Origin of the sequence: Variovorax robiniae, assembly GCF_037889955.1 — a bacterium.
In the GTDB taxonomy this organism is placed as follows: Bacteria; Pseudomonadota; Gammaproteobacteria; order Burkholderiales; family Burkholderiaceae_C; genus Variovorax; species Variovorax robiniae.
In genome coordinates this window covers 311,434-329,195 of the sequence record NZ_JBBKZS010000003.1, presented here as the reverse complement: position 1 = coordinate 329,195, position 17,762 = coordinate 311,434, and the positions used below count along the sequence as shown (strand labels likewise).

General features: G+C 66.7%; 18 protein-coding genes. 4 read left to right on the top strand and 14 right to left on the bottom strand.

Annotated features, from left to right (window positions below):
- The first annotated feature begins 251 nt into the window (after positions 1-251).
- Positions 252-422: a hypothetical protein gene (locus WKW79_RS09690; RefSeq protein ID WP_340334929.1), complete on the top strand. Its 171-nt coding sequence runs from the start codon at positions 252-254 to the stop codon at positions 420-422.
- 10 nt (positions 423-432) lie between these two features.
- Here the strand turns inward: WKW79_RS09690 and WKW79_RS09685 are convergent, their stop codons facing one another.
- The 7 genes from WKW79_RS09685 to WKW79_RS09655 all read right to left on the bottom strand — a co-directional run bounded on the left by WKW79_RS09685 (position 433) and on the right by WKW79_RS09655 (position 8,661).
- The gene (locus tag WKW79_RS09685; protein WP_340334928.1) at positions 433-1,452 is read right to left on the bottom strand and encodes an aldo/keto reductase; all 1,020 of its coding nucleotides are present in this window, start codon (positions 1,450-1,452) and stop codon (positions 433-435) included.
- On the bottom strand, positions 1,449-3,131 hold the full coding sequence (locus WKW79_RS09680) for a GMC family oxidoreductase (protein WP_340334927.1): 1,683 nt from the start codon (positions 3,129-3,131) through the stop codon (positions 1,449-1,451). Before WKW79_RS09680 ends, WKW79_RS09685 begins: the two co-directional genes overlap by 4 nt.
- Positions 3,121-4,623, bottom strand: coding sequence for an aldehyde dehydrogenase family protein (locus tag WKW79_RS09675; protein ID WP_340334926.1), 1,503 nt, complete (start codon positions 4,621-4,623; stop codon positions 3,121-3,123). Before WKW79_RS09675 ends, WKW79_RS09680 begins: the two co-directional genes overlap by 11 nt.
- Before the next feature lie 21 nt (positions 4,624-4,644).
- The gene (locus WKW79_RS09670; RefSeq protein WP_340334925.1) at positions 4,645-5,403 is read right to left on the bottom strand and encodes an enoyl-CoA hydratase/isomerase family protein; all 759 of its coding nucleotides are present in this window, start codon (positions 5,401-5,403) and stop codon (positions 4,645-4,647) included.
- 13 nt (positions 5,404-5,416) lie between these two features.
- A complete protein-coding gene (locus WKW79_RS09665) occupies positions 5,417-6,580 on the bottom strand; it encodes a dihydrodipicolinate synthase family protein (RefSeq protein WP_340334924.1) in 1,164 nt (387 codons plus the stop codon).
- Positions 6,581-6,613: 33 nt separating this feature from the next.
- Positions 6,614-7,381 carry a 3-ketoacyl-ACP reductase gene (locus WKW79_RS09660; protein WP_340334923.1) on the bottom strand — a complete coding sequence of 256 codons (768 nt, stop codon included), beginning with the start codon at positions 7,379-7,381 and terminating at the stop codon, positions 6,614-6,616.
- A gap of 149 nt (positions 7,382-7,530) precedes the next feature.
- A complete protein-coding gene (locus WKW79_RS09655) occupies positions 7,531-8,661 on the bottom strand; it encodes an acyl-CoA dehydrogenase family protein (RefSeq protein ID WP_340334922.1) in 1,131 nt (376 codons plus the stop codon).
- Between the two features lie 143 nt (positions 8,662-8,804).
- Between WKW79_RS09655 and WKW79_RS09650 the strand changes: the two genes are divergently transcribed.
- The gene (locus tag WKW79_RS09650; RefSeq protein ID WP_340334921.1) at positions 8,805-10,292 is read left to right on the top strand and encodes a CoA-transferase; all 1,488 of its coding nucleotides are present in this window, start codon (positions 8,805-8,807) and stop codon (positions 10,290-10,292) included.
- Positions 10,293-10,298: 6 nt separating this feature from the next.
- Here the strand turns inward: WKW79_RS09650 and WKW79_RS09645 are convergent, their stop codons facing one another.
- The 6 genes from WKW79_RS09645 to WKW79_RS09620 all read right to left on the bottom strand — a co-directional run bounded on the left by WKW79_RS09645 (position 10,299) and on the right by WKW79_RS09620 (position 15,189).
- Positions 10,299-10,754 (bottom strand): deaminase, encoded by a 456-nt coding sequence (locus WKW79_RS09645; RefSeq protein WP_340334920.1) that lies wholly within the window; start codon positions 10,752-10,754, stop codon positions 10,299-10,301.
- Positions 10,751-11,311, bottom strand: coding sequence for a dihydrofolate reductase family protein (locus WKW79_RS09640; RefSeq protein WP_340334919.1), 561 nt, complete (start codon positions 11,309-11,311; stop codon positions 10,751-10,753). Before WKW79_RS09640 ends, WKW79_RS09645 begins: the two co-directional genes overlap by 4 nt.
- Positions 11,312-11,522: 211 nt before the next feature.
- A complete protein-coding gene (locus WKW79_RS09635; protein WP_340334918.1) occupies positions 11,523-13,034 on the bottom strand; it encodes a tripartite tricarboxylate transporter permease in 1,512 nt (503 codons plus the stop codon).
- Positions 13,035-13,047: 13 nt separating this feature from the next.
- Positions 13,048-13,536: a tripartite tricarboxylate transporter TctB family protein gene (locus tag WKW79_RS09630; RefSeq protein ID WP_340334917.1), complete on the bottom strand. Its 489-nt coding sequence runs from the start codon at positions 13,534-13,536 to the stop codon at positions 13,048-13,050.
- Positions 13,537-13,693: 157 nt separating this feature from the next.
- On the bottom strand, positions 13,694-14,095 hold the full coding sequence (locus tag WKW79_RS09625; protein ID WP_340334916.1) for a phage holin family protein: 402 nt from the start codon (positions 14,093-14,095) through the stop codon (positions 13,694-13,696).
- A 38-nt stretch (positions 14,096-14,133) separates the two neighbouring features.
- Positions 14,134-15,189 carry a sugar phosphate isomerase/epimerase family protein gene (locus tag WKW79_RS09620; RefSeq protein WP_340334915.1) on the bottom strand — a complete coding sequence of 352 codons (1,056 nt, stop codon included), beginning with the start codon at positions 15,187-15,189 and terminating at the stop codon, positions 14,134-14,136.
- A gap of 180 nt (positions 15,190-15,369) precedes the next feature.
- On the opposite strand from WKW79_RS09620, the gene WKW79_RS09615 reads away from it, so the two are divergent.
- Both WKW79_RS09615 and WKW79_RS09610 read left to right on the top strand, forming a co-directional pair.
- On the top strand, positions 15,370-15,876 hold the full coding sequence (locus WKW79_RS09615) for a VOC family protein (protein ID WP_340334914.1): 507 nt from the start codon (positions 15,370-15,372) through the stop codon (positions 15,874-15,876).
- Positions 15,877-15,947: 71 nt separating this feature from the next.
- On the top strand, positions 15,948-16,916 hold the full coding sequence (locus tag WKW79_RS09610; RefSeq protein ID WP_340334913.1) for a S1C family serine protease: 969 nt from the start codon (positions 15,948-15,950) through the stop codon (positions 16,914-16,916).
- Positions 16,917-16,935: 19 nt separating this feature from the next.
- Here the strand turns inward: WKW79_RS09610 and WKW79_RS09605 are convergent, their stop codons facing one another.
- Positions 16,936-17,718: an IclR family transcriptional regulator gene (locus WKW79_RS09605; protein WP_340334912.1), complete on the bottom strand. Its 783-nt coding sequence runs from the start codon at positions 17,716-17,718 to the stop codon at positions 16,936-16,938.
- Positions 17,719-17,762: the final 44 nt, after the last annotated feature.

The window sequence follows — 17,762 nt, the reverse complement described above, 5'->3', positions numbered from 1 at the left end:
GTACCGATACTGCTTGAGAGTGGTGCGTTGCCAGCCCTTCGCCGGCGCATGGATCGCGATGCAAGCAATATTGGTGCCCAATTGGCTTCTTCATGGTGCGGCAGCTACAGTTTGGTGCGCACCGCGTGGGACGATGGCTCCGCCCGGCCGCGGAGAGCAACCGGGTCGCAAGGCACCTGGCATCTCTCGCGTCCGTGCGGCGAAATTCCCGCGGCCGTATGATTCGCCCCCCGCACCCTCCGGAGGCACCCATGCCCGACGACAACGCGAAGTTCGACAAGGAAGCCATCTCCCTGATCGAGTCTCTCAAGGGCCGGCGCAAGCCTGCCAAGCGAGCGCCGCGGACGGGGTCGACGGCCAAGGGCGAGAAGTCGCCCGCCAAGGCGCCGGTGGTCGTTCGGCGGGCTGCCGGTCGCTTCTAGTCGCTGCGCTTCAGGCGGAAGGCACCGGCGCGTCTTCGCGCAGCAGGCCCTTGCGCTTCAGGTCGCCCCAGAGCTCGGGCGGAATCGGATGGGCGAACCAGCGCAGGTTCTGTTCCAGTTGCTCGACGGTGCGCGTGCCGGCGATGAAGGATGGGATGGCGGGATGCGCGACCACGAACTGCAATGCCACGGCCGGCAACGGCACCTGGTACTGCGCGCATACGGCTTCGATGTCGGCCACGCGCTTCATGATCGCGGCTGGCGCCGGCGCGTAGTTGTACTTGGCACCCGGCTTCGCGCCGGTTGCCAGGATGCCGGAATTGAAGCCTCCGCCGACGACCACGGCCGCGCCGCGCTGCTCGCACAGCGGCAGGAATTCATCGAGCGCATCCTGTTCGAGCAAGGTGTAGCGGCCCGCCAGCAGGAAGCAGTCGAAGTCGCGCTGGCGCAGCGCTTCATGACAGACCTCCCATTCGTTGACGCCCACGCCGATGGCCTTGACGACGCCTTCGGAACGGAGCTTCTCCAATGCCTTCCAGCAGCCATCCATCGCCTGCTTGAACACCGCGGGCTGGTCCGTGCCGCGCGTGAAGACATCGATGTCGTGGATGAAGCAGATGTCCATGCGCTCCAGGCCGAGGCGCTGAAGCGAGTCCTCGAAGGAGCGCATCGTGCCGCCGTAGCTGTAGTCGAAGTGCATCGTGAACGGCGCGGCGTCGACCCAGGGCGCGAACTTGATGTCCGAGCGGCGGGCGGGCTTGAGCACCCGGCCGACCTTGGACGACAGCACGAAGTCGTCACGGTTCTTCCACCGCAGGCTCTGCCCGGTGCGCAGTTCCGAGAGGCCGTGGCCGTACATGGGCGCGGTGTCGAAGTAGCGAACGCCCGCGTCCCAGGCCGCGTTGAACATCGCATCCGACTCGACCTCTGGCACGGCGCGGAAGATGTTGCCGACAGGTGCCGTGCCAAAGCCGAAGGCCGTGACATCGAGGTCGACCCGGCCCAGCTTGCGCCTTTGCGTGGGGTTCAATTCGTCGTCTCCATGGCTTGTGAGCGCGAGGCCGCCGAGGCGCCGTTCGCGCGCGCTTCGGCCATCCAGGGCTGGGCTGCCCGCCGAGGCGCCTTGCCACCACCACGAATCAACTCCGCCGCCTTCTCGCCGATCACGATCGACGGCGCATTGGTGTTGGAGCTGACCAGCCGCGGCATCACCGAGCTGTCGCAGATGCGCAGCCCCTCGATGCCCCGCACGCGCAGTTCCGGGTCCACCACGGAATTCACATCGCCGCCCATGCGGCAGGTTCCTACCGGGTGGTAGGAAGTGCGGCCGAACTGTCGTGCATACGATTCGAGCTCGGCTGGCGTCGACACGCGGTCGCCGGGGAAGTGCTCCTTGCGGATGTACTTCGCGAGCGCCGACTGACGGAAGATCTCGCGGCTGAGTCGAACACCCTCGACGGAAGTCTTCACATCGCGTTCGTCGCCGAGGAAGTTCGGGTCGACGACCGGCATGGTGCGCGGATCGGCGCTGGCGAGCGTGACCGAGCCGCGCGCATGCGGTCGCACCGCGTACGAGTTCAGCGTCACGCCGGAGCCGGATTCGATCTTCGGCACGCCGGCTTCCACGCCCGCGCCGACGAGGAAGTGGAACTGCAAGTCCGGCGTCGGCTCGTTGTGGTCCGCGTACCAGAACGCGCCGCCTTCCACGATGTTCGACGCCACCGGCCCCTTCTTGAACAGCGCGTACTGCAAGCCCGCCCAGGCCATCCAGTGCGGCTTCGCGTACTTGTCGAAGCTGTTCGGGCCATTCAGCTCGTAGACGATGTCGATGCCGAAGTGGTCGTGCAGGTTCTGTCCCACCTCGGGCTGGTCGGCTGCCACATTGATGCCGAGTGCACGGAGCTGGTCGGCCGGGCCGATGCCCGACAGCAGCATCAGCTTGGGCGAGCCGATCGCACCCGAGGTCACCAGCACTTCACGCGCACAACGCACCACGCTCGGCCGCCCCGCCTCGATCACCTCCACGCCCACCGCGCGGCCCTTCTCGATGACGATGCGGTTGATCAGCGCATCCGTCTTCACCGTGAGGTTGCGCCGCCCTTGCGCGGGCCGCAGGTAGCCCACCGCCGCGGAGCAGCGCTTGCCGTTGCGCGTCGTGGTCTGGTAGGCGCCGGCGCCGGCCTGCGTTGCACCGTTGAAGTCCGGGTTGTAGGGCATGCCCATCTGCTGGCAGGCCTGCACGAAAGCCTGCGTCATCCGGTGCGGCGCACCGTTGGAGACGCCCAGCGGCCCGCCGATGCCATGCAGCGGCCCCGACAGCGTGTCGTTGTCCTCCGAGCGGCGGAACAGCGGCAGCAGCTCTTCGAAAGACCAGCCGTCGCAGCCGAAGTCGTTGGCCCAGGCGTCATAGTCCTGCGCACAACCGCGCGTGAACACCTCGGCGTTGATCGACCCACCGCCGCCCAGCACGCGCGCCTGCGCATACGGAATCTCGCGGTTCATCGCATGCTTCTGCGGCGCGGTCTTCAGGCCCCAGGTCATGGGGCCGGCGGTCATCTTGTAGAAGCCGACCGGCATGTGGATCCACGGGCTGCTGTCGCGCGGGCCGGCCTCCAGCAGCAGCACCTTGACGTCGGCATCCTCGGACAGCCGGGCCGCGAGTGCGCAACCTGCGGAACCGCCGCCAACCACGATGTAGTCATAGTCCATCGCTCGCTCCAATCCAGTGAGTGCGCGGCTGCAGGTTGATGTGCGCCGTCTTGACTTCGGTGTATTCCTCGATGCCGGCCAGCCCCGCATCCCGGCCGATGCCCGATTGCTTCATGCCGCCCATCGGCGCTTCGGGGCCATTGTCCAACGTCGTGTTGATCCACACACGCCCCGCCTGCACTTCGCGCATGGCGCGCAGGGCGAGGTTCACGTCCTGCGTCCAGATCGAGGCGGACAGGCCGAACTCGGTGTCGTTGGCGATGCGGATCGCGTCCTCGAAGGTGTCGAAGGGAACAACGGCCAGCACCGGGCCAAAGATCTCGTCGCGCAGCAGCGGCATCTCCGGCGTGACGTCGGTGAGCAGCGTGGGCTGCACGAAGTGGCCCTTCTCGCAGCCGGTGCGTCCGCCGCCGGCCACCACGGTTGCGCCGAGTGCCACGCCGCCGTCGATGTACGACAGCACCTTGCGCATATGCGCCTCGTCGAACAGCGCGCCGACCTGCGTGGCCGGGTCGAGCGGATCGCCGACCACGATGCGCCGCATCTTGGCCGCGAGCTTCTGCGTGAACACCTCGGCCACCGAGCGATGCACCACCAGCCGGCTCGCGCCGACGCAGCACTGGCCCGCGTTGAAGGCCATGCCGAAGGCCACGCCATCGGCCGCATCGTCGAGGTTGGCATCGGCGAAGACGATGTGTGGGTTCTTGCCGCCCAACTCCAGGCCGAGCTTCTTGATGTTGCCGACGGAGGCCTGGATCGCCTTGCGGCCGGTAGCGGTCGAGCCGGTGACCGAAACCATGTCGACCAGGTCGCTGTCGAGAATGACCTGACCCACCTCGGCGCCGTGGCCGCTGACCAGGTTGACCACGCCATCGGGCAGCCTGGCCTGTTGCAAGAGTTCACCGAGGCGCAGCGTGGTGCCGCTGGTGGCTTCCGAGGGCTTGACGACGGCGGTGCAGCCGGCGGCCAGCAGGAAGGGCAGGCGCTCCGCGAGGATGAAGAAGGGGAAGTTCCACGGCGTGATGACACCGATCACGCCGATCGGCTGCCGCAGCACGAGCGCCAGCAGCCGGTCGCCGAGGTTGTTGAGCGTCTCGCCCGCCATCGAGCGCGAGGCGCCCGCGGCAAAGCGCCATACGTCCGCCGCGCCGCGGACCTCGCCCTTGGCCTGGCTGATGGGCTTGCCGGTTTCCAGGCATTCGATGAGGCCCAGTTCGTCGACGTTCTGCTCGATGAGGTCGGCCACCTTGAACAGCACCTTGGCGCGTTCGGCTGCGGGCATGCGCGGCCACGGGCCGGTGTCGAAGGCGGTGCGGGCGGCGCGGATCGCGTCCTTGGCGTCCTGTGCGGTGCCGGCGGGCCACTGCGCCACGGGGACGCCGTGGCCGGGGCTGTGGCGCGTCGTCAACTGGTCGCCGTGCCCATCGGTCCAGCGGCCGTCGATGAACATCTGGAAGCGTCGGGGCGTGGTCGGCAGGGTGTTGTCATGCATGGGTTGTCTCCTCCTGGGTATTCAAAAGATGGCGGACTTCTTGGCCTTGAAGGCCGCGATGCCGATGGCGGCGTCGGCGCTGGCCTTCACGGCGCGGGCGGCTTCGGCATAGAACGCGGCGGGTTCCTCGTCGCCGCGCACGATGGCTGCCTTGGACCATGACGCGGCCGTGGGCGACACGCGGCAGAGCGTCTCGACGAAGCGGCCGAGCGCGGTCTCGAAGGCGGTCGCGGGCCACACCGCATTCAGCGCGCCCCACTGGTGCGCGGTGGCGGCGTCGAGTTCGCGGCAGGTCAATACCGCTTCCAGTGCCCGGCCGCGGCCGACGATGTGTGCGAGGCGGCTGCCGCCTTCCCATCCCGGCATCGCGCCGATGCCTACTTCCGGGAAGCGCAGTCGCGCCGCGTGGCTGCCCACGCGCAGGTCGGTGGCCAGCGCCAGTTCCAGGCCGCCGCCGAAGCAGAGGCCCTCGATGGCGGACACGGTCGGGCAGCGCAGCCGTTCGAGCCGGCCGAACACGCGGTTGCCGTGTGCGATCCACTCATCGGCGAACTGGCCGGGCGTCATCGGCGCCCATTGCGCGATGTCGGCGCCGGACGAGAAGGTGCCGCCGATCGTGCCGCGCAGCACCACCGCACGCACGCTCGCGTCCTGCTCGACCTGATCGATGTGCTGGTCGAGCTGGCCCAGCATGTGGAGGTCCAGCGCATTGGCCTTGCCGGGGTTCGACAGCCGCAGGGTCAGCACCGCGCCTTCGCGCGACGAGAGGATTTCGCCCATCGCTTGTCCGCCTTCAGCCTTGCACGCCGTGCAGCGCGAGGAACTGCCGCATGCGCGACGCGGCCAGTTCGGGGTCGCGCAGCAGGCCGGCCTGGTCGGCCATGCGGAAGATGTCGACGAAGTAGGGCAGCGGGCGCATCGCCTGGTGGCCGGCCAGCATCACGAAGTGCGACTGGTGGCCGTTGAGCCAGGCGAGGAACACGACACCGGTCTTGTAGAACTGCGTCGGCGCGCCGAAGATGCGGCGCGACAGCGGCACCGTGGGTTCGAGGATGTCGAGGAAGCGTTGCTTGTCGCCCTGTGCCAGCGCGGTGAGCGCGTGCGAGGCTGCCGGCGCGATCGCGTCGAAGATGCCGAGCAGCGCATGCGAGTAGCCCACCTCGTCACCCGCGATGAGTTCCGGGTAGTTGAAGTCGTCGCCGGTGTACATCTTCACGCTGGCCGGGAGCATGCGGCGCATGTCGATCTCGCGCTGCTTGTCGAGCAGGGAGATCTTGATGCCGTCGACCTTGCTGGTGGATTCGGCGATCACCTGCAACGCGACGTCGCGGGCGGCGGTGAGGTCGTCGGTGCCCCAGTAGCCGGCGAGCGCCGGGTCGAACATGTCGCCGAGCCAGTGCAGCACCACGGGATGCTCGGCGCGTGCGAGCACCGTGCGGTACACCTTGAGGTAGTCGTCGGGCGTCTTCGCCACGCGGGCCAGCGCGCGGCTGGCCATGAGAATCAGGCGGCCACCGGAGTGCTGGATCGCATCGACCTGCTCCAGGTAGGCGGCGGTCACATCGTCGAGCGTGCGCACGGTGGCCGGGTCAAGATGATCGGTGCCGCAGCCGCTGTAGATGGGGACGTTGGTGCCGCTCAGGGCCTTCTGCGTCTCGCGGATCAGCGTGAGCGAGTCGGCCCAGGAGAGACCCATGCCGCGCTGCGCGGTGTCCATGGCTTCGGCGATGCCGAGGCCCAGTTCGGCCAGGTAGCGGCGGTATTGCAGCGTGGCTTCCCAGTCGATCTTGCCGCCGCTCGATGGCGCCACGTCGGCGAAGGGGTCGGCCACCACGTGCGCCGCGGAGAACACCACGCGGTTGAAGGCGCAGGCTGGCGCTTGTGCAGTCCAAGGGGTGCCTTGCAGGCTGTAGGGCGTGAGTCGGCCGGCGGTGTCGGGGAGCTTGAGGTCGGTCATGTTGTCGTGTCTCCTTGAATTTCTTCGTTGGGTTCAGAAGCGCTGGATCAGCAGGCCGCCATCCACGCGAACCTCTTGCGCCACCGTGTAAGGCAGCAGTCCGGCGGCCATCGTGCGGATTACGCGGGCCACGTCTTCCGGCATGCCCCAGCGCGGCTCGATGGTCATGCCGTTGGCGATCAGCGCGTCGTACTTGGGCTTGGAAGGCGCGGTCATCTCGGTGAGGATCAGGCCGGGCTGTACCTCGAACACGCCGATGCCCAGCGGCGCCAGCCGCATCGCGAACAGGCGCGAGGCCATGTGCAGCGCAATCTTCGACATGCAGTATTCGCCGCGCTCCACCGTTGCCGCTGCGGCGTTCGACGAGGTGACGAACACCATGCTGCGGTAGATGCCGTCCTGGCGCTGTTGCGCGACCATGTGCTTGGCCACGGCCTGCGACAGGAAAAAGGTGCCGCGCGTGTTGGTGTCGAAGCAGCGGTCGTAGCTTTCCTCGCTGACTTCGAGCAGGTCGCCGCGTTGCAGCACCGACACGCCCGCGTTGTTGACCATGCAATGGATCTCGCCGAACTCGGCCACCACCGCATCGACGAAGGGCTGGTGGCTCGCGCGGTCGGCGATGTCGATCTCGTAGACCTGGCAGTGGCGGCCGGTGGCGAGCACGTCGGCCTTGAGCTGTTCGAGCTTCTCGCCGTCCTTCCAGGCCAGCGCCGCGATGTCGAAACCTTCGGCTGCGAGGGCGAGGGCGGTGGCGCGTCCGATGCCGCGCGATGCGCCGCTGACGATGGCTGTCTTCTTCATGATGGGATTGACTCCGCTTTGTCGTGTTGTGGTTTAGCCGTAAAGCCTGATGCAGCCCCATTTCAAGGGCACCCGCGGAACCGGCTTTGCCGGGCCGCCGGGTGCGCCCCCTTGAGGGGGAGGCGCCGCAGGCGCGTTCGGGGGTGGGCCTACTTCAGCAAATTGCGCGCGATGATCACGCGCTGGATCTGGTTGGTGCCTTCGTAGATCTGCGTGATCTTGGCGTCGCGGTACAGGCGCTCGACCTCGTAGCCGCGGATGTAGCCGCTGCCGCCGAAGATCTGGATCGCGTTGCTGCTGTGCGCTACGGCGGCGTCACCGGCAAAGCATTTGGCCATCGACGATGCGGCGGTGGCATCCTCGCCGGCATCGATCTTCGAAGCCGCCGAGCGCACCAGCAGGCGCGCTGCTTCGGTGTCCTTGGCCATGTCGGCCAGCATGAACTGGATGCCCTGGAACTCGGAGATCGGCGCGCCGAACTGCTTGCGGATCTTGGCCTGCTCCACCGAGGCGTCGAGCCCGGCTTGCAGGATGCCGACGGCCAGCGAGGCGATGCCGATGCGGCCCTTCTCCAGCACGCTCATCATCATGTGGAAGCCGCGGCCCTCGGTGCCGAGCATGGCATCCGCCGGCAGCACCACGTCGTTGAAGGCCAACTCGCCGACCTGCGAGGAGCGCTGGCCCAGCTTGTGTTCCTTCGGCCCGCGCGAGACACCGGCCGAGTGGCAGTCGACGATGAAGATGCTCATGCCACGCTTGCCGGCCGCCGGGTCGGTGCGGGCCAGCACGAAGGCCACGTCGGCCACCGGCGCGTTGTGGATCCACAGCTTGGCGCCGTTGAGCACCCAGCCGTCGCCCTGGCGCACCGCGGTGGTCTTCACGCCCGACACGTCGGAGCCCGCACCGGCCTCGGTGATGCAGTAGGCGCCGCGCTTCTGCGCACGGATCAGCGGCTCGATCCACTGTTCTTTCTGCGCGTCGGTGCCGTGGGCGCAGAGCAGGGTGGTCAGCAGTTCCACCAGGCCGCACTGGTCGGCGATGGAGCCGTAGCCGCGGCTCAGTTCCTCCATCACGATGCTGTAGGCCAGGCAATCCAGGCCGGCGCCGCCATAGGTGTCCGGCACCGTGATGCCGAACAGGCCGCTCTCGCCCATCGCTGCATAGATGTCGCCGGCGAAGGCTTCTTCCCGGTCCAGGCGCTCCGCTTGCGGGCGGATCACCTCGTTGGCGAAGCGTCGGGCCATGTCGGCGACTTGCGTGTGTTCCATCGTCAATTTCATGCTGGTCTCCTTGGAATTTAGGGTGAAACCCTGATGTATGTAACTGGTTAGTTATTACAATCATGGCAGACGTTTGGCCCGTCGGTCAAGCGCAATCACAAGGAAGTGCAATGAAAAAAGTCAGAATCGTTGGCGCCGAGCAAATGGCAAACGAAGTTTTCGATGGCGCGACCGTGGTGCTCAGCGGCTCCGGCGGTGGCTTGCAGGAGGCCGATCACATCGCGGAGGCGATCGAGAAGCGCTTCCTCACCACGGGGCACCCGCGCAACCTCACGCTGATCCACGGCCTGGGCATCGGCGACGGCGTCGCCACCGGCATCACGCGCTTCGCGCACAAGGGCATGGTCAAGCGCGTGATCGGCGGCCACTGGAGCTGGTCGAAGAAGATGCAGGAGCTGGCGCGAACCAACGAGATCGAGGCCTACACGTTGCCGGCGGGGCCGATCCAGACGCTGATGCGTGAGACGGGCGCAGGCCGCCATGGGCTGGTCACGCACATCGGCCTGCATACGTTTGCCGACCCACGCCACGGCGGCGGGCGCTGCAACGACAAGGCGACGGAAGACCTGGTCGAAGTGATCAAGTTGGGCGGCAAGGAGCTCCTTTGGTACAAGCCGATCCAGGTCGACTTCGCGCTGATCCGCGGCACCGCCTGCGACCCGCAAGGCAACCTCACCTCGCGCGAAGAACCGTCTGAAATGGACGCCTTCGCGGCGGCGATGGCGGCGCACAACTGCGGCGGCAAGGTGCTGGCGCAGGTGCGCGACGTGCTCGATGAATCGATCTCGCCAGCCCGCGATGTCAGCGTGCCGGGCGTGCTGGTCGACATGGTCTGCCAGTTCGCGGCGCAGACCCAGACCACCGGCGCGGCCTACGATCTCAGCATGAGTGGCATGCAACGCGCGCCCGCCACCCGTGCCGCCATGCCGCTGCCGGATGGCGTGCGCTATCTCATCGCCCGCCGCGCCGCGAAGGAACTGCGCGCCGACGCGTGCGTCAACTTCGGCTTCGGTGTGCCCGATGGCATCCCGGCCGTGGCCCAGGCCGAAGCCCGCGAGATCGGCTGGACCACCATCGAGCAAGGCCCGCACAACGGCGAGCTGCTCGGCGGCCACCTGTTCGGTGCGACCCGTTATCCCAGCGCCATCGTCAAGTCGACCGAGCAGTTCGACTTCTTCAGCGGCGGCGGCGTCGACATCGCCTTCCTCGGCATGGGCGAACTGGATGCGGAAGGCAACGTCAACGTGTCATGGCTGGGCGACAGCATCGTCGGCCCGGGCGGCTTCGTCGACATCACGCAGCGCGCGAAGAAGGTGGTGTTCTGCGGCACCTTCGAGGCGAAGGGGCTGGTGGTGGAGCATGAGGGCGAGGAGGTGACCATCCGGCGGCATGGGGATGTCTCGAAGCTGGTGAAGAAGGTGCGGCACATCACCTTCAGCGGTGCGCGGGCGCGGGCGGATGGGCAGGAAGTGCTCTACGTCACCGAGCGGGCGGTGTTCCAGTTGACGCCGAATGGCCTGCGGCTGATCGAAGTGCCGCCGGGGGTGGATGTCCAGGCGGATGTCCTGGATCGGATGCCGTTTGCGGTGGAGGTGGACCCGGCGCTTGTTGCCTGCAAGGAACTGGTGTAGGTCACGTCACTGCGCAACAGGCCGCGGCACACCGGCGTCAACGAGCGATGGACCGAAATACATGCGGCTCACCCCCGCTCGTGCCGCCGCGGCTTCGCACAAGGCGCAGGGTCGCGAAGTCGAATACAGCACCGAGCCCGCCATATCCGTGCGTCCCAGACGCCGTTGCGCATCCCGGATGGCTTCGCGCTCGGCATGCGCGTCGGCGTCCTGGTTTTTCACCACCCGGCTCGGACCTTCGCCGGCGACTGTGCCATCCAATACGAGCACGGCGCCGTAGGACTGATCGCCCCATGATTCGGCGAGCTTCCTCTGCGCAGCGGCGGCCTCGTACCACTTGCGGTCCGGCTCGCTTGCAGACGAATGCCCCACCGCCCACGATTGGCCTGCGACAAGCATGATCGCGGCATGGGCGATCGCGCTACGGCGTGTGCAAGGCACCAAGGGACGCATGGCGATCATGGCCGTGCGGGTACCTCGTACCGCAGTTCCGCAAAGCCGGTGCCGACGCTTTGAACGGATGTCAGCCGCAGCGCTGCGGCACCCGCGATCCGGCGAGGCAGAAGCGGCTTGCCTTGGCCCAGGGTGACCGACCCGATCTGAACGATGATTTCGTCCAGCAGCCCCGCGTCGTGGAACTGGCCCGCCAGATCCCCGCCGCCGACGACCCAGAGGTTCTTGCCCGCAGCGGCCTGCCGCATCTGGTCGTGGACGAGGCGCACGTCACCCCGCACGAAGCGGATGTCCGCCCCTGCTATCGGTTCAAGCTGGCGCGATGAGAACACCCAGGTCGGTTGCGCATAGGGCCACGGCGCTTCCTGGCCGGCTCCCGGCTTGACGACATGCCGGAGCATCCACGCGTACGTGGACGAGCCCATCGCGATCGCTCCGACCTCCTTGATGAAGCCCGGATAGCTCGTGTCGTTGACGTCGCCAAGGGGAAAAAGCCAGTCGAGCGAGTCATCCTCCGTGGCGATGAATCCGTCAAGGCTCGAGGCGGTGTAGTACTGGGTCTTCATGACGTGTTCATGGCGGGAGTGCTGATCTGATGCGATCCGCAACGGGGCATCGGACGCATCGTAGTCCGCGTCGTCGCATGGTCAAGGATCACCGGCGCAGTTGCCAAATGACGATGCAGTGCGGCACTGCATCAGGTCGGCAAACGGCCATGAAAAAAGCCGCCCTGGGGCGGCTCCTTCCATGTCGCTGCGCAAGCAGCGGCGCAGACGCTCACTCCTCCACAAACGCCTCTTCCCGCTTCGACTTGATCGAAGGCAGCAACACGATCCCCAGCAGCAGCAGCGCCGCCAGCAGCAGCCCGGCCGACAGCGGCCGGGTGACGAACACGCTCCAGGTCCCCCGCGACAGCAGCAGCGCACGCCGCAGGTTCTCTTCCATCATCGGCCCCAGGATGAAGCCCAGCAGCAGCGGCGCAGGCTCGGTCTTGAGCTTGAGGAACAGATAGCCGATAAAACCGAAGGCCGCGACCATCCAGATGTCGAAGGTGTTGTTGTTGGTCGAATACACGCCGATCGCGCAGAACAGCACGATCGCCGGGAACAGGAACTTGTAGGGCACCGTCAGCAGCTTGATCCACATGCCGATCAGCGGCAGGTTCAGGATGATCAGCATTGCGTTGCCAATCCACATCGAGGCGATCAGGCCCCAGAACAGTTCCGGGTTGCTGGTCATCACCTGCGGGCCTGGCTGGATGTTGTGGATGGTCATGGCGCCGACCATCAGCGCCATTACGGCGTTCGGCGGAATGCCCAGCGTCAGCAGCGGGATGAAGGAGGTCTGCGCACCGGCGTTGTTGGCCGACTCCGGCGATGCCACGCCGCGGATGTTGCCCTTGCCGAAGGCGACTTCGCCGGGCCGCATCTTGATCTTCTTCTCCAACGCATAGGCCGCGAAAGCCGCCAGCAGCGCACCGCCACCGGGCAGGATGCCCAGCGCCGAGCCGAGCGTGGTGCCGCGCATCACCGCGGGTGCCATGCGCTTGAAGTCGTCCTTGGTCGGCCACAGGCCCTTCACGCTGGCGGTGAACACTTCGCGTTCATGCTCGGGCTGCGACAGGTTGCCGATGATTTCGCCATAGCCGAACACGCCCATGGCGATCACCACGAAGCCGATGCCGTCGGTGAGCTCCGGCACGTCGAAGCTGAAGCGCGCCACGCCGGAGTTCACGTCGGTGCCGACGATGCCCAGCAGCAGGCCCAGCACGATCATGGCCACCGCCTTGATCAGCGAGCCCGAGGCCAGCACCACGGCGCCGATCAGGCCCAGGCACATCAGCGAGAAGTATTCGGCCGGACCGAACTTGAAGGCCAACTCGGTCAGCGGCGGCGCGAAGGCGGCCAGGATCAGCGTGCCGACGCAACCCGCGAAGAACGAGCCCAGGCCGGCCGCAGCGAGTGCCGGACCCGCTCGCCCCTGCCGCGCCATCTGGTAGCCGTCGATACAGGTCACCACCGAGGACGATTCCCCCGGCAGGTTGACCAGGATGGCGGTGGTGGAGCCGCCGTATTGCGCTCCGTAGTAGATGCCGGCCAGCATGATCAGCGCCGACACGGGCGGGAGCGCATAGGTGGCGGGCAGCAGCATCGCGATCGTCGCGACCGGGCCGATGCCGGGCAGCACGCCGATCAGCGTCCCCAGGATGCAACCGACCAGGCAGTACAGCAGGTTGGTGAAGGTGAACGCAACACCGAAGCCGAGCGAGAGGTTATGAAAGAGTTCCATGGTGCAGCTCTCCTCAGCCCGTGATGAACGTGGGCCAGACCTGGATCTGGAGTTTCAGCGCCCAGATGAAGGCGATGTAGCTGCCGACCGCAAGGATGGTGGAGAGCACCAGCACGTCGCGCAGCTTGAAGTGTTCACCGGCAAGGCTGGAGATGATGGTCAGCGCGTAGATCGCGATGATCATGCCCATCGCCGGCACGCCGATGCTCGGCAAGCCGCCCAGCAGCACGCCGAACGCGAGGTTGGCCAGGATCACGAAGAACAGCGGCTTCCAGGCCCACTTGCCGATCGGCTCGCCATCAGCGGTCTCGACGATCAGCCCCTCGGCAATGATGATCACGCCGAGGATCGCGAGGATGATCCCCAGCATTAGCGGGAAGTAACCCGGCCCCATGCGGGCGCCGTCTCCGATGTTGTAGGTGGTGGCGCCGATGGCGAAAGCGCCCCCGACGGCGGCGAACATGACTCCCGAGAAGAAGTCGGTCTGGCTCTTGATGCGCATGCGGATGTGTCCCCAGTTGGTCAGGGAAGCATCGGCTCAACAGACTGACTGTTAACTGACTGTGTCCGTACGCACTAACGCGTAGCGTTGTCTGGCGCTATAAAAAAAATAGCAGATCGCGGCTCGCAAACCTGACTTCAGGTGGCCCCGCAGGCCGCTACAACCATTGCCCGCTGCTAGGCATCTGGATCTGGGTGTCCGGCGTGCCGCCCACGAAGAAGCCACCGATCACGATGCTGAGCACCGAGATGAAGATGCTCGCGAACAACGCCGTCCAGAAGCCCGACACGTGGAAGCCGCGCACCAGCGCCGCGACCAGCAGGATCATCAGCGCATTGATCACGAGCAGGAACAGCCCGAAAGTCACCAGCGTGAGCGGCAGGGTCAGCACGATCAAGAGCGGCTTGACCACCGCATTGGCCAGGCCCAGCAGCAGGGCCGAGCCGATCAGCGCGCCGGTGCTGTCGAACTTGAGTCCGCGGAACAGCAGGCTGGCGATCCAGAGGGACAGGGCCGTGATGGCCCAGTGCAGGAGGAAGGGGGTGAGGTTGGCAAGCATGTCGCCGTCACTCTAAGCGATGCGACGGCGACGAGGTGTCAGCCGATGCCGAGCACCCGCTTGTTGGCCGCTGTGTCGATGCCCCCTGCCGCGAAGTCATCGAAGGCCCGGTCGGCCACACGGATGATGTGGTCCGCGATGAAGGTCGCACCTTCGCGCGCGCCGTCCTCCGGATGCTTGATGCAGCACTCCCACTCCAGCACCGCCCAGCCCGGGAAGTCGTACTGCGCCATCTTCGAGAAGATCGCCGCGAAGTCCACCTGCCCGTCGCCCAGCGAGCGGAAGCGCCCCGCGCGGTTGATCCACGACTGGAAGCCGCCGTACACGCCCTGCTTGCCGGTCGGGTTGAACTCCGCATCCTTCACATGAAAGATCTTGATGCGCTCGTGGTAGTTATCGATGTAGTCGAGGTAGTTGAGCTGCTGCAGCACGAAGTGGCTCGGGTCGTAGAGCAGGCAGGCGCGCTTGTGGCCGCCGACGCGTTCCAGGAACATCTCGTAGGTCACGCCGTCGTGCAGGTCCTCGCCGGGGTGGATCTCGTAGCAGACGTCGACGCCCGCGTTGTCGAAGGCGTCGAGGATCGGCTTCCAGCGCCGGGCCAGTTCGTCGAAGGCTTCCTCGATGAGGCCCGGCGGGCGCGGCGGCCAGGAGTACAAGTAGGGCCAGGCCAGAGCGCCGGAGAAGGTGGCATGCGACGTCAATCCCAGATTGGCCGAAGCCTTCGCCGCGAAGTGCAGTTGTTCGACCGCCCATTGCTGCCGTTTGACCGGATCGTTGCGGACTTCGGCCGCGGCGAAGCCATCGAAGCCGGCGTCGTACGCGGGATGCACCGCCACGAGCTGGCCCTGCAAGTGCGTGGAGAGCTCGGTGATCTCCAGCCCGTGCGAAGCGAGCGTGCCCTTCACCTCCTCGCAATAGGTCTTGCTCTCGGCGGCCTTCTTCAAGTCGAACAGCCGGCCGTCCCAGCTCGGGATCTGCACGCCCTTGTAGCCGAGGCCCGCGGCCCATGCGGCGATGTTGTCGAGCGAGTTGAAGGGCGCCGTGTCACCGGCGAACTGGGCCAGGAAAATCGCTGGCCCCTTGATGGTCTTCATGTGGTGTTTTCTCCGTGTGGATGGCTGCAACGCGCGGTGTGCCGGCATCGGGCCGCAGGGATGATGCGTTCCGGAAAATGCGAAGTCAACGCGGGCCCACGCGCATTGACGCGCAAGCGATTTTTCCGGCGTTGCCGTATCCTGCTCCTCCGCGTTTTTCAGCGGCAGGAGGCATGCGCGATGTTGTTCGGCCAGCTCTTCCACACGGCCATCAAGACGGCCCATCTCGAAGCGACGGTGCGCTTCTATACCGAGGTGCTCGGCATGGTCGTCGCCGATCGTCCGCCCATCGGCTTTCCCGGCGCATGGCTCAAGCCAGCGCAGGCGGGCGCGGAGGCGATCTTCCATCTCTATGCGGGCGATGCCGCGAAGGAGGCCGATGGCACGGTGCAGACGGGAACGGCTGCCATCGACCACGTCTCCGTCACATGCCAGGGCTACGGCGCCTTCAAGGAGCGCTTCGAGCGCTACGGCCTGCCGTACCGCGAGAACCTGGTGCCGGCCACGCCGCTCTGGCAACTGTTCATCTTCGACCCGAACGGCGTGCAGCTGGAGCTGACCTTCCACTCGGCCGCGGAGCATCAGGACGTGCCGGTGATCTCGGGCGAGCGCCGCTACAACGCTCGCGAACGGTGGTTCCAGCCGGAGCTGTACCGGCAGTTCGAAGCCGTGGCCGCTGAGTCCTGATCGACGGCATGCGAGGGGCCGCGACGCCGCGGTCTTGTGTTCGCGCAATCGACCACCAACTGAGCCCAATCATGGGCGCACGACCAGACTTCACAAGCGACGACGAGCTTCTCGACGCCTACTCCGAGACCGTCGCCTCGACCGTCGAGAAGGTGCAGGACGCGGTGGTCGCCATCGCGGCGCACAAGACCAGCCCCCGCGGCCGGCAGGGCGGCACCGGTTCCGGCTTTCTGTTCACACCCGACGGCTACCTGCTGACCAACAGCCATGTCGTGCACGGCGCCACCTCGCTCGAGGTGCTGCGGCCGGACGGTACGCGCAGCGACGCGCAACTCGTCGGCGAAGACCCGGAGACCGACCTGGCGGTGCTGCGCATTGGCGCGAGCCGTGCGCTGTCGCACGTCGAACTGGGCGACTCGTCAAAGCTGCGCGTGGGCCAGGTGGCCATCGCCATCGGCAATCCACTGGGCTTCAACCATACGGTGACGAGCGGCATTGTCTCGGCGCTCGGCCGCTCGCTGCCGTCGAAGACGGGCCGGATGATCGACAACGTGATCCAGACCGACGCCGCGCTCAACCCCGGCAATTCGGGCGGGCCGCTGCTCGACACGCGGGCACGCGTGATCGGCGTCAACACGGCCATCATCCCGGGCGCGCAGGCGATCTGCTTCGCGGTGGCAGTGAACTCGGCCAAGTGGGTGGTGCAGCAACTGTTCGCGCATGGTCGCGTGCGGCGGGCGTTCATCGGACTGTCTGGCGCGACCGTGCCGATGTCGCGTCGCGTGGCCCGCTTCCTCGGCGTCGAACAGGCCAGTGGCGTGCGCGTCTCGCAGGTGCAGCCGGGATCGCCCGCCGGCTTGGCCGGGCTGCTGGCCGATGACCTGATCGTTGGCATCGACGGCGCGGCGGTTCGCACGGTCGACGACCTTCAGCGCCTGCTCGACGAATCGCGCATCGGAAAGCACTGCGTGTTGCGAATCCTGCGCGGGACGCAGCCGCTGTATCTCAGCGTGACGCCGATGGAGTCCAGGCGGATCTAACCGGGGCCAAGTCGGGAGGTCAAGCCCTGCGCTTGAACATCGCCGAGGCCCCGCTCGCATGCGCCACGTCTTCCGCGGTCGCCAACAATGCCGGGCCCAGTTCGAGCATGCGATCCTCGGTCAGACGTACCAGCGGCCCCGCAATGGTGATGACACCGATGGTCCTGCCATTGCCGATGCGCACCGGCGCCGCCATCGCCGTCATCGCAGGCGCGAACACCTCGTTGATCATGCTGAAGCCGCGCTTGCGCGCCGCGCGCACGTAGGCCAGCACGGCTTTCACGGTGGTCGGCGCCTTCGGGCCGAACTCCCCCGGCTTGCCGAAGCCCTGGCGCGCCACCAGTTCCAGCGCTTCCTCGTCCGTCATCGTCGACAGCCATGCGTGCCCCGCCGAACTGCATGAAAGGTTGACCGACAGGCCCATGTCCGGGTCGTAGCGCAGCCCGCGCCGCGCGCCTTGGGCCTTGGCCACGAAGGTGAGGTCGTCGCCGTCGACCACGGCCAGGCGCACCAGTTCGCCGGCTTCGTTGGCCAGGTTGTCGAGCAATGGTTGCGCCACGTCGACGATGCCACTGTTGCTGAGAAAGCTCAGGCCCAGCGACACCAGCTTGATGGTCAATGTGTAGTCGCCATGGCTCTGGTCCTGTCGCACATAGCCGCAACGCACCAGTTCCACCAGCAGGCGGTGCGTGGCACTCAGCGGCATGCCGAGGTCGGCGGCCAGCGAAGAAAGCGGCCGGCCTTCCGGATGCGCTGCCAGGTGCTCCATCAGTTTGAAGCTGCGTTCGATGATTGCGCTCATGTCGTTGTGCCCGCGGCCTGTGGAATCGGCCTCGTCTCGTGGTG

Coding starts and splice junctions, on each gene's coding strand:
- WKW79_RS09610 (WP_340334913.1), top strand. CDS start 15,948: ATGGGCGCACGACCAGACTTCACAAGCGACGACGAGCTTCTCGACGCC.
- WKW79_RS09605 (WP_340334912.1), bottom strand. CDS start 17,718: ATGAGCGCAATCATCGAACGCAGCTTCAAACTGATGGAGCACCTGGCA.
- WKW79_RS09660 (WP_340334923.1), bottom strand. CDS start 7,381: ATGAAGAAGACAGCCATCGTCAGCGGCGCATCGCGCGGCATCGGACGC.
- WKW79_RS09665 (WP_340334924.1), bottom strand. CDS start 6,580: ATGACCGACCTCAAGCTCCCCGACACCGCCGGCCGACTCACGCCCTAC.
- WKW79_RS09640 (WP_340334919.1), bottom strand. CDS start 11,311: ATGAAGACCCAGTACTACACCGCCTCGAGCCTTGACGGATTCATCGCC.
- WKW79_RS09675 (WP_340334926.1), bottom strand. CDS start 4,623: ATGCATGACAACACCCTGCCGACCACGCCCCGACGCTTCCAGATGTTC.
- WKW79_RS09690 (WP_340334929.1), top strand. CDS start 252: ATGCCCGACGACAACGCGAAGTTCGACAAGGAAGCCATCTCCCTGATC.
- WKW79_RS09645 (WP_340334920.1), bottom strand. CDS start 10,754: ATGATCGCCATGCGTCCCTTGGTGCCTTGCACACGCCGTAGCGCGATC.
- WKW79_RS09655 (WP_340334922.1), bottom strand. CDS start 8,661: ATGAAATTGACGATGGAACACACGCAAGTCGCCGACATGGCCCGACGC.
- WKW79_RS09620 (WP_340334915.1), bottom strand. CDS start 15,189: ATGAAGACCATCAAGGGGCCAGCGATTTTCCTGGCCCAGTTCGCCGGT.
- WKW79_RS09630 (WP_340334917.1), bottom strand. CDS start 13,536: ATGCGCATCAAGAGCCAGACCGACTTCTTCTCGGGAGTCATGTTCGCC.
- WKW79_RS09650 (WP_340334921.1), top strand. CDS start 8,805: ATGGCAAACGAAGTTTTCGATGGCGCGACCGTGGTGCTCAGCGGCTCC.
- WKW79_RS09615 (WP_340334914.1), top strand. CDS start 15,370: ATGTTGTTCGGCCAGCTCTTCCACACGGCCATCAAGACGGCCCATCTC.
- WKW79_RS09670 (WP_340334925.1), bottom strand. CDS start 5,403: ATGGGCGAAATCCTCTCGTCGCGCGAAGGCGCGGTGCTGACCCTGCGG.
- WKW79_RS09625 (WP_340334916.1), bottom strand. CDS start 14,095: ATGCTTGCCAACCTCACCCCCTTCCTCCTGCACTGGGCCATCACGGCC.
- WKW79_RS09680 (WP_340334927.1), bottom strand. CDS start 3,131: ATGGACTATGACTACATCGTGGTTGGCGGCGGTTCCGCAGGTTGCGCA.
- WKW79_RS09635 (WP_340334918.1), bottom strand. CDS start 13,034: ATGGAACTCTTTCATAACCTCTCGCTCGGCTTCGGTGTTGCGTTCACC.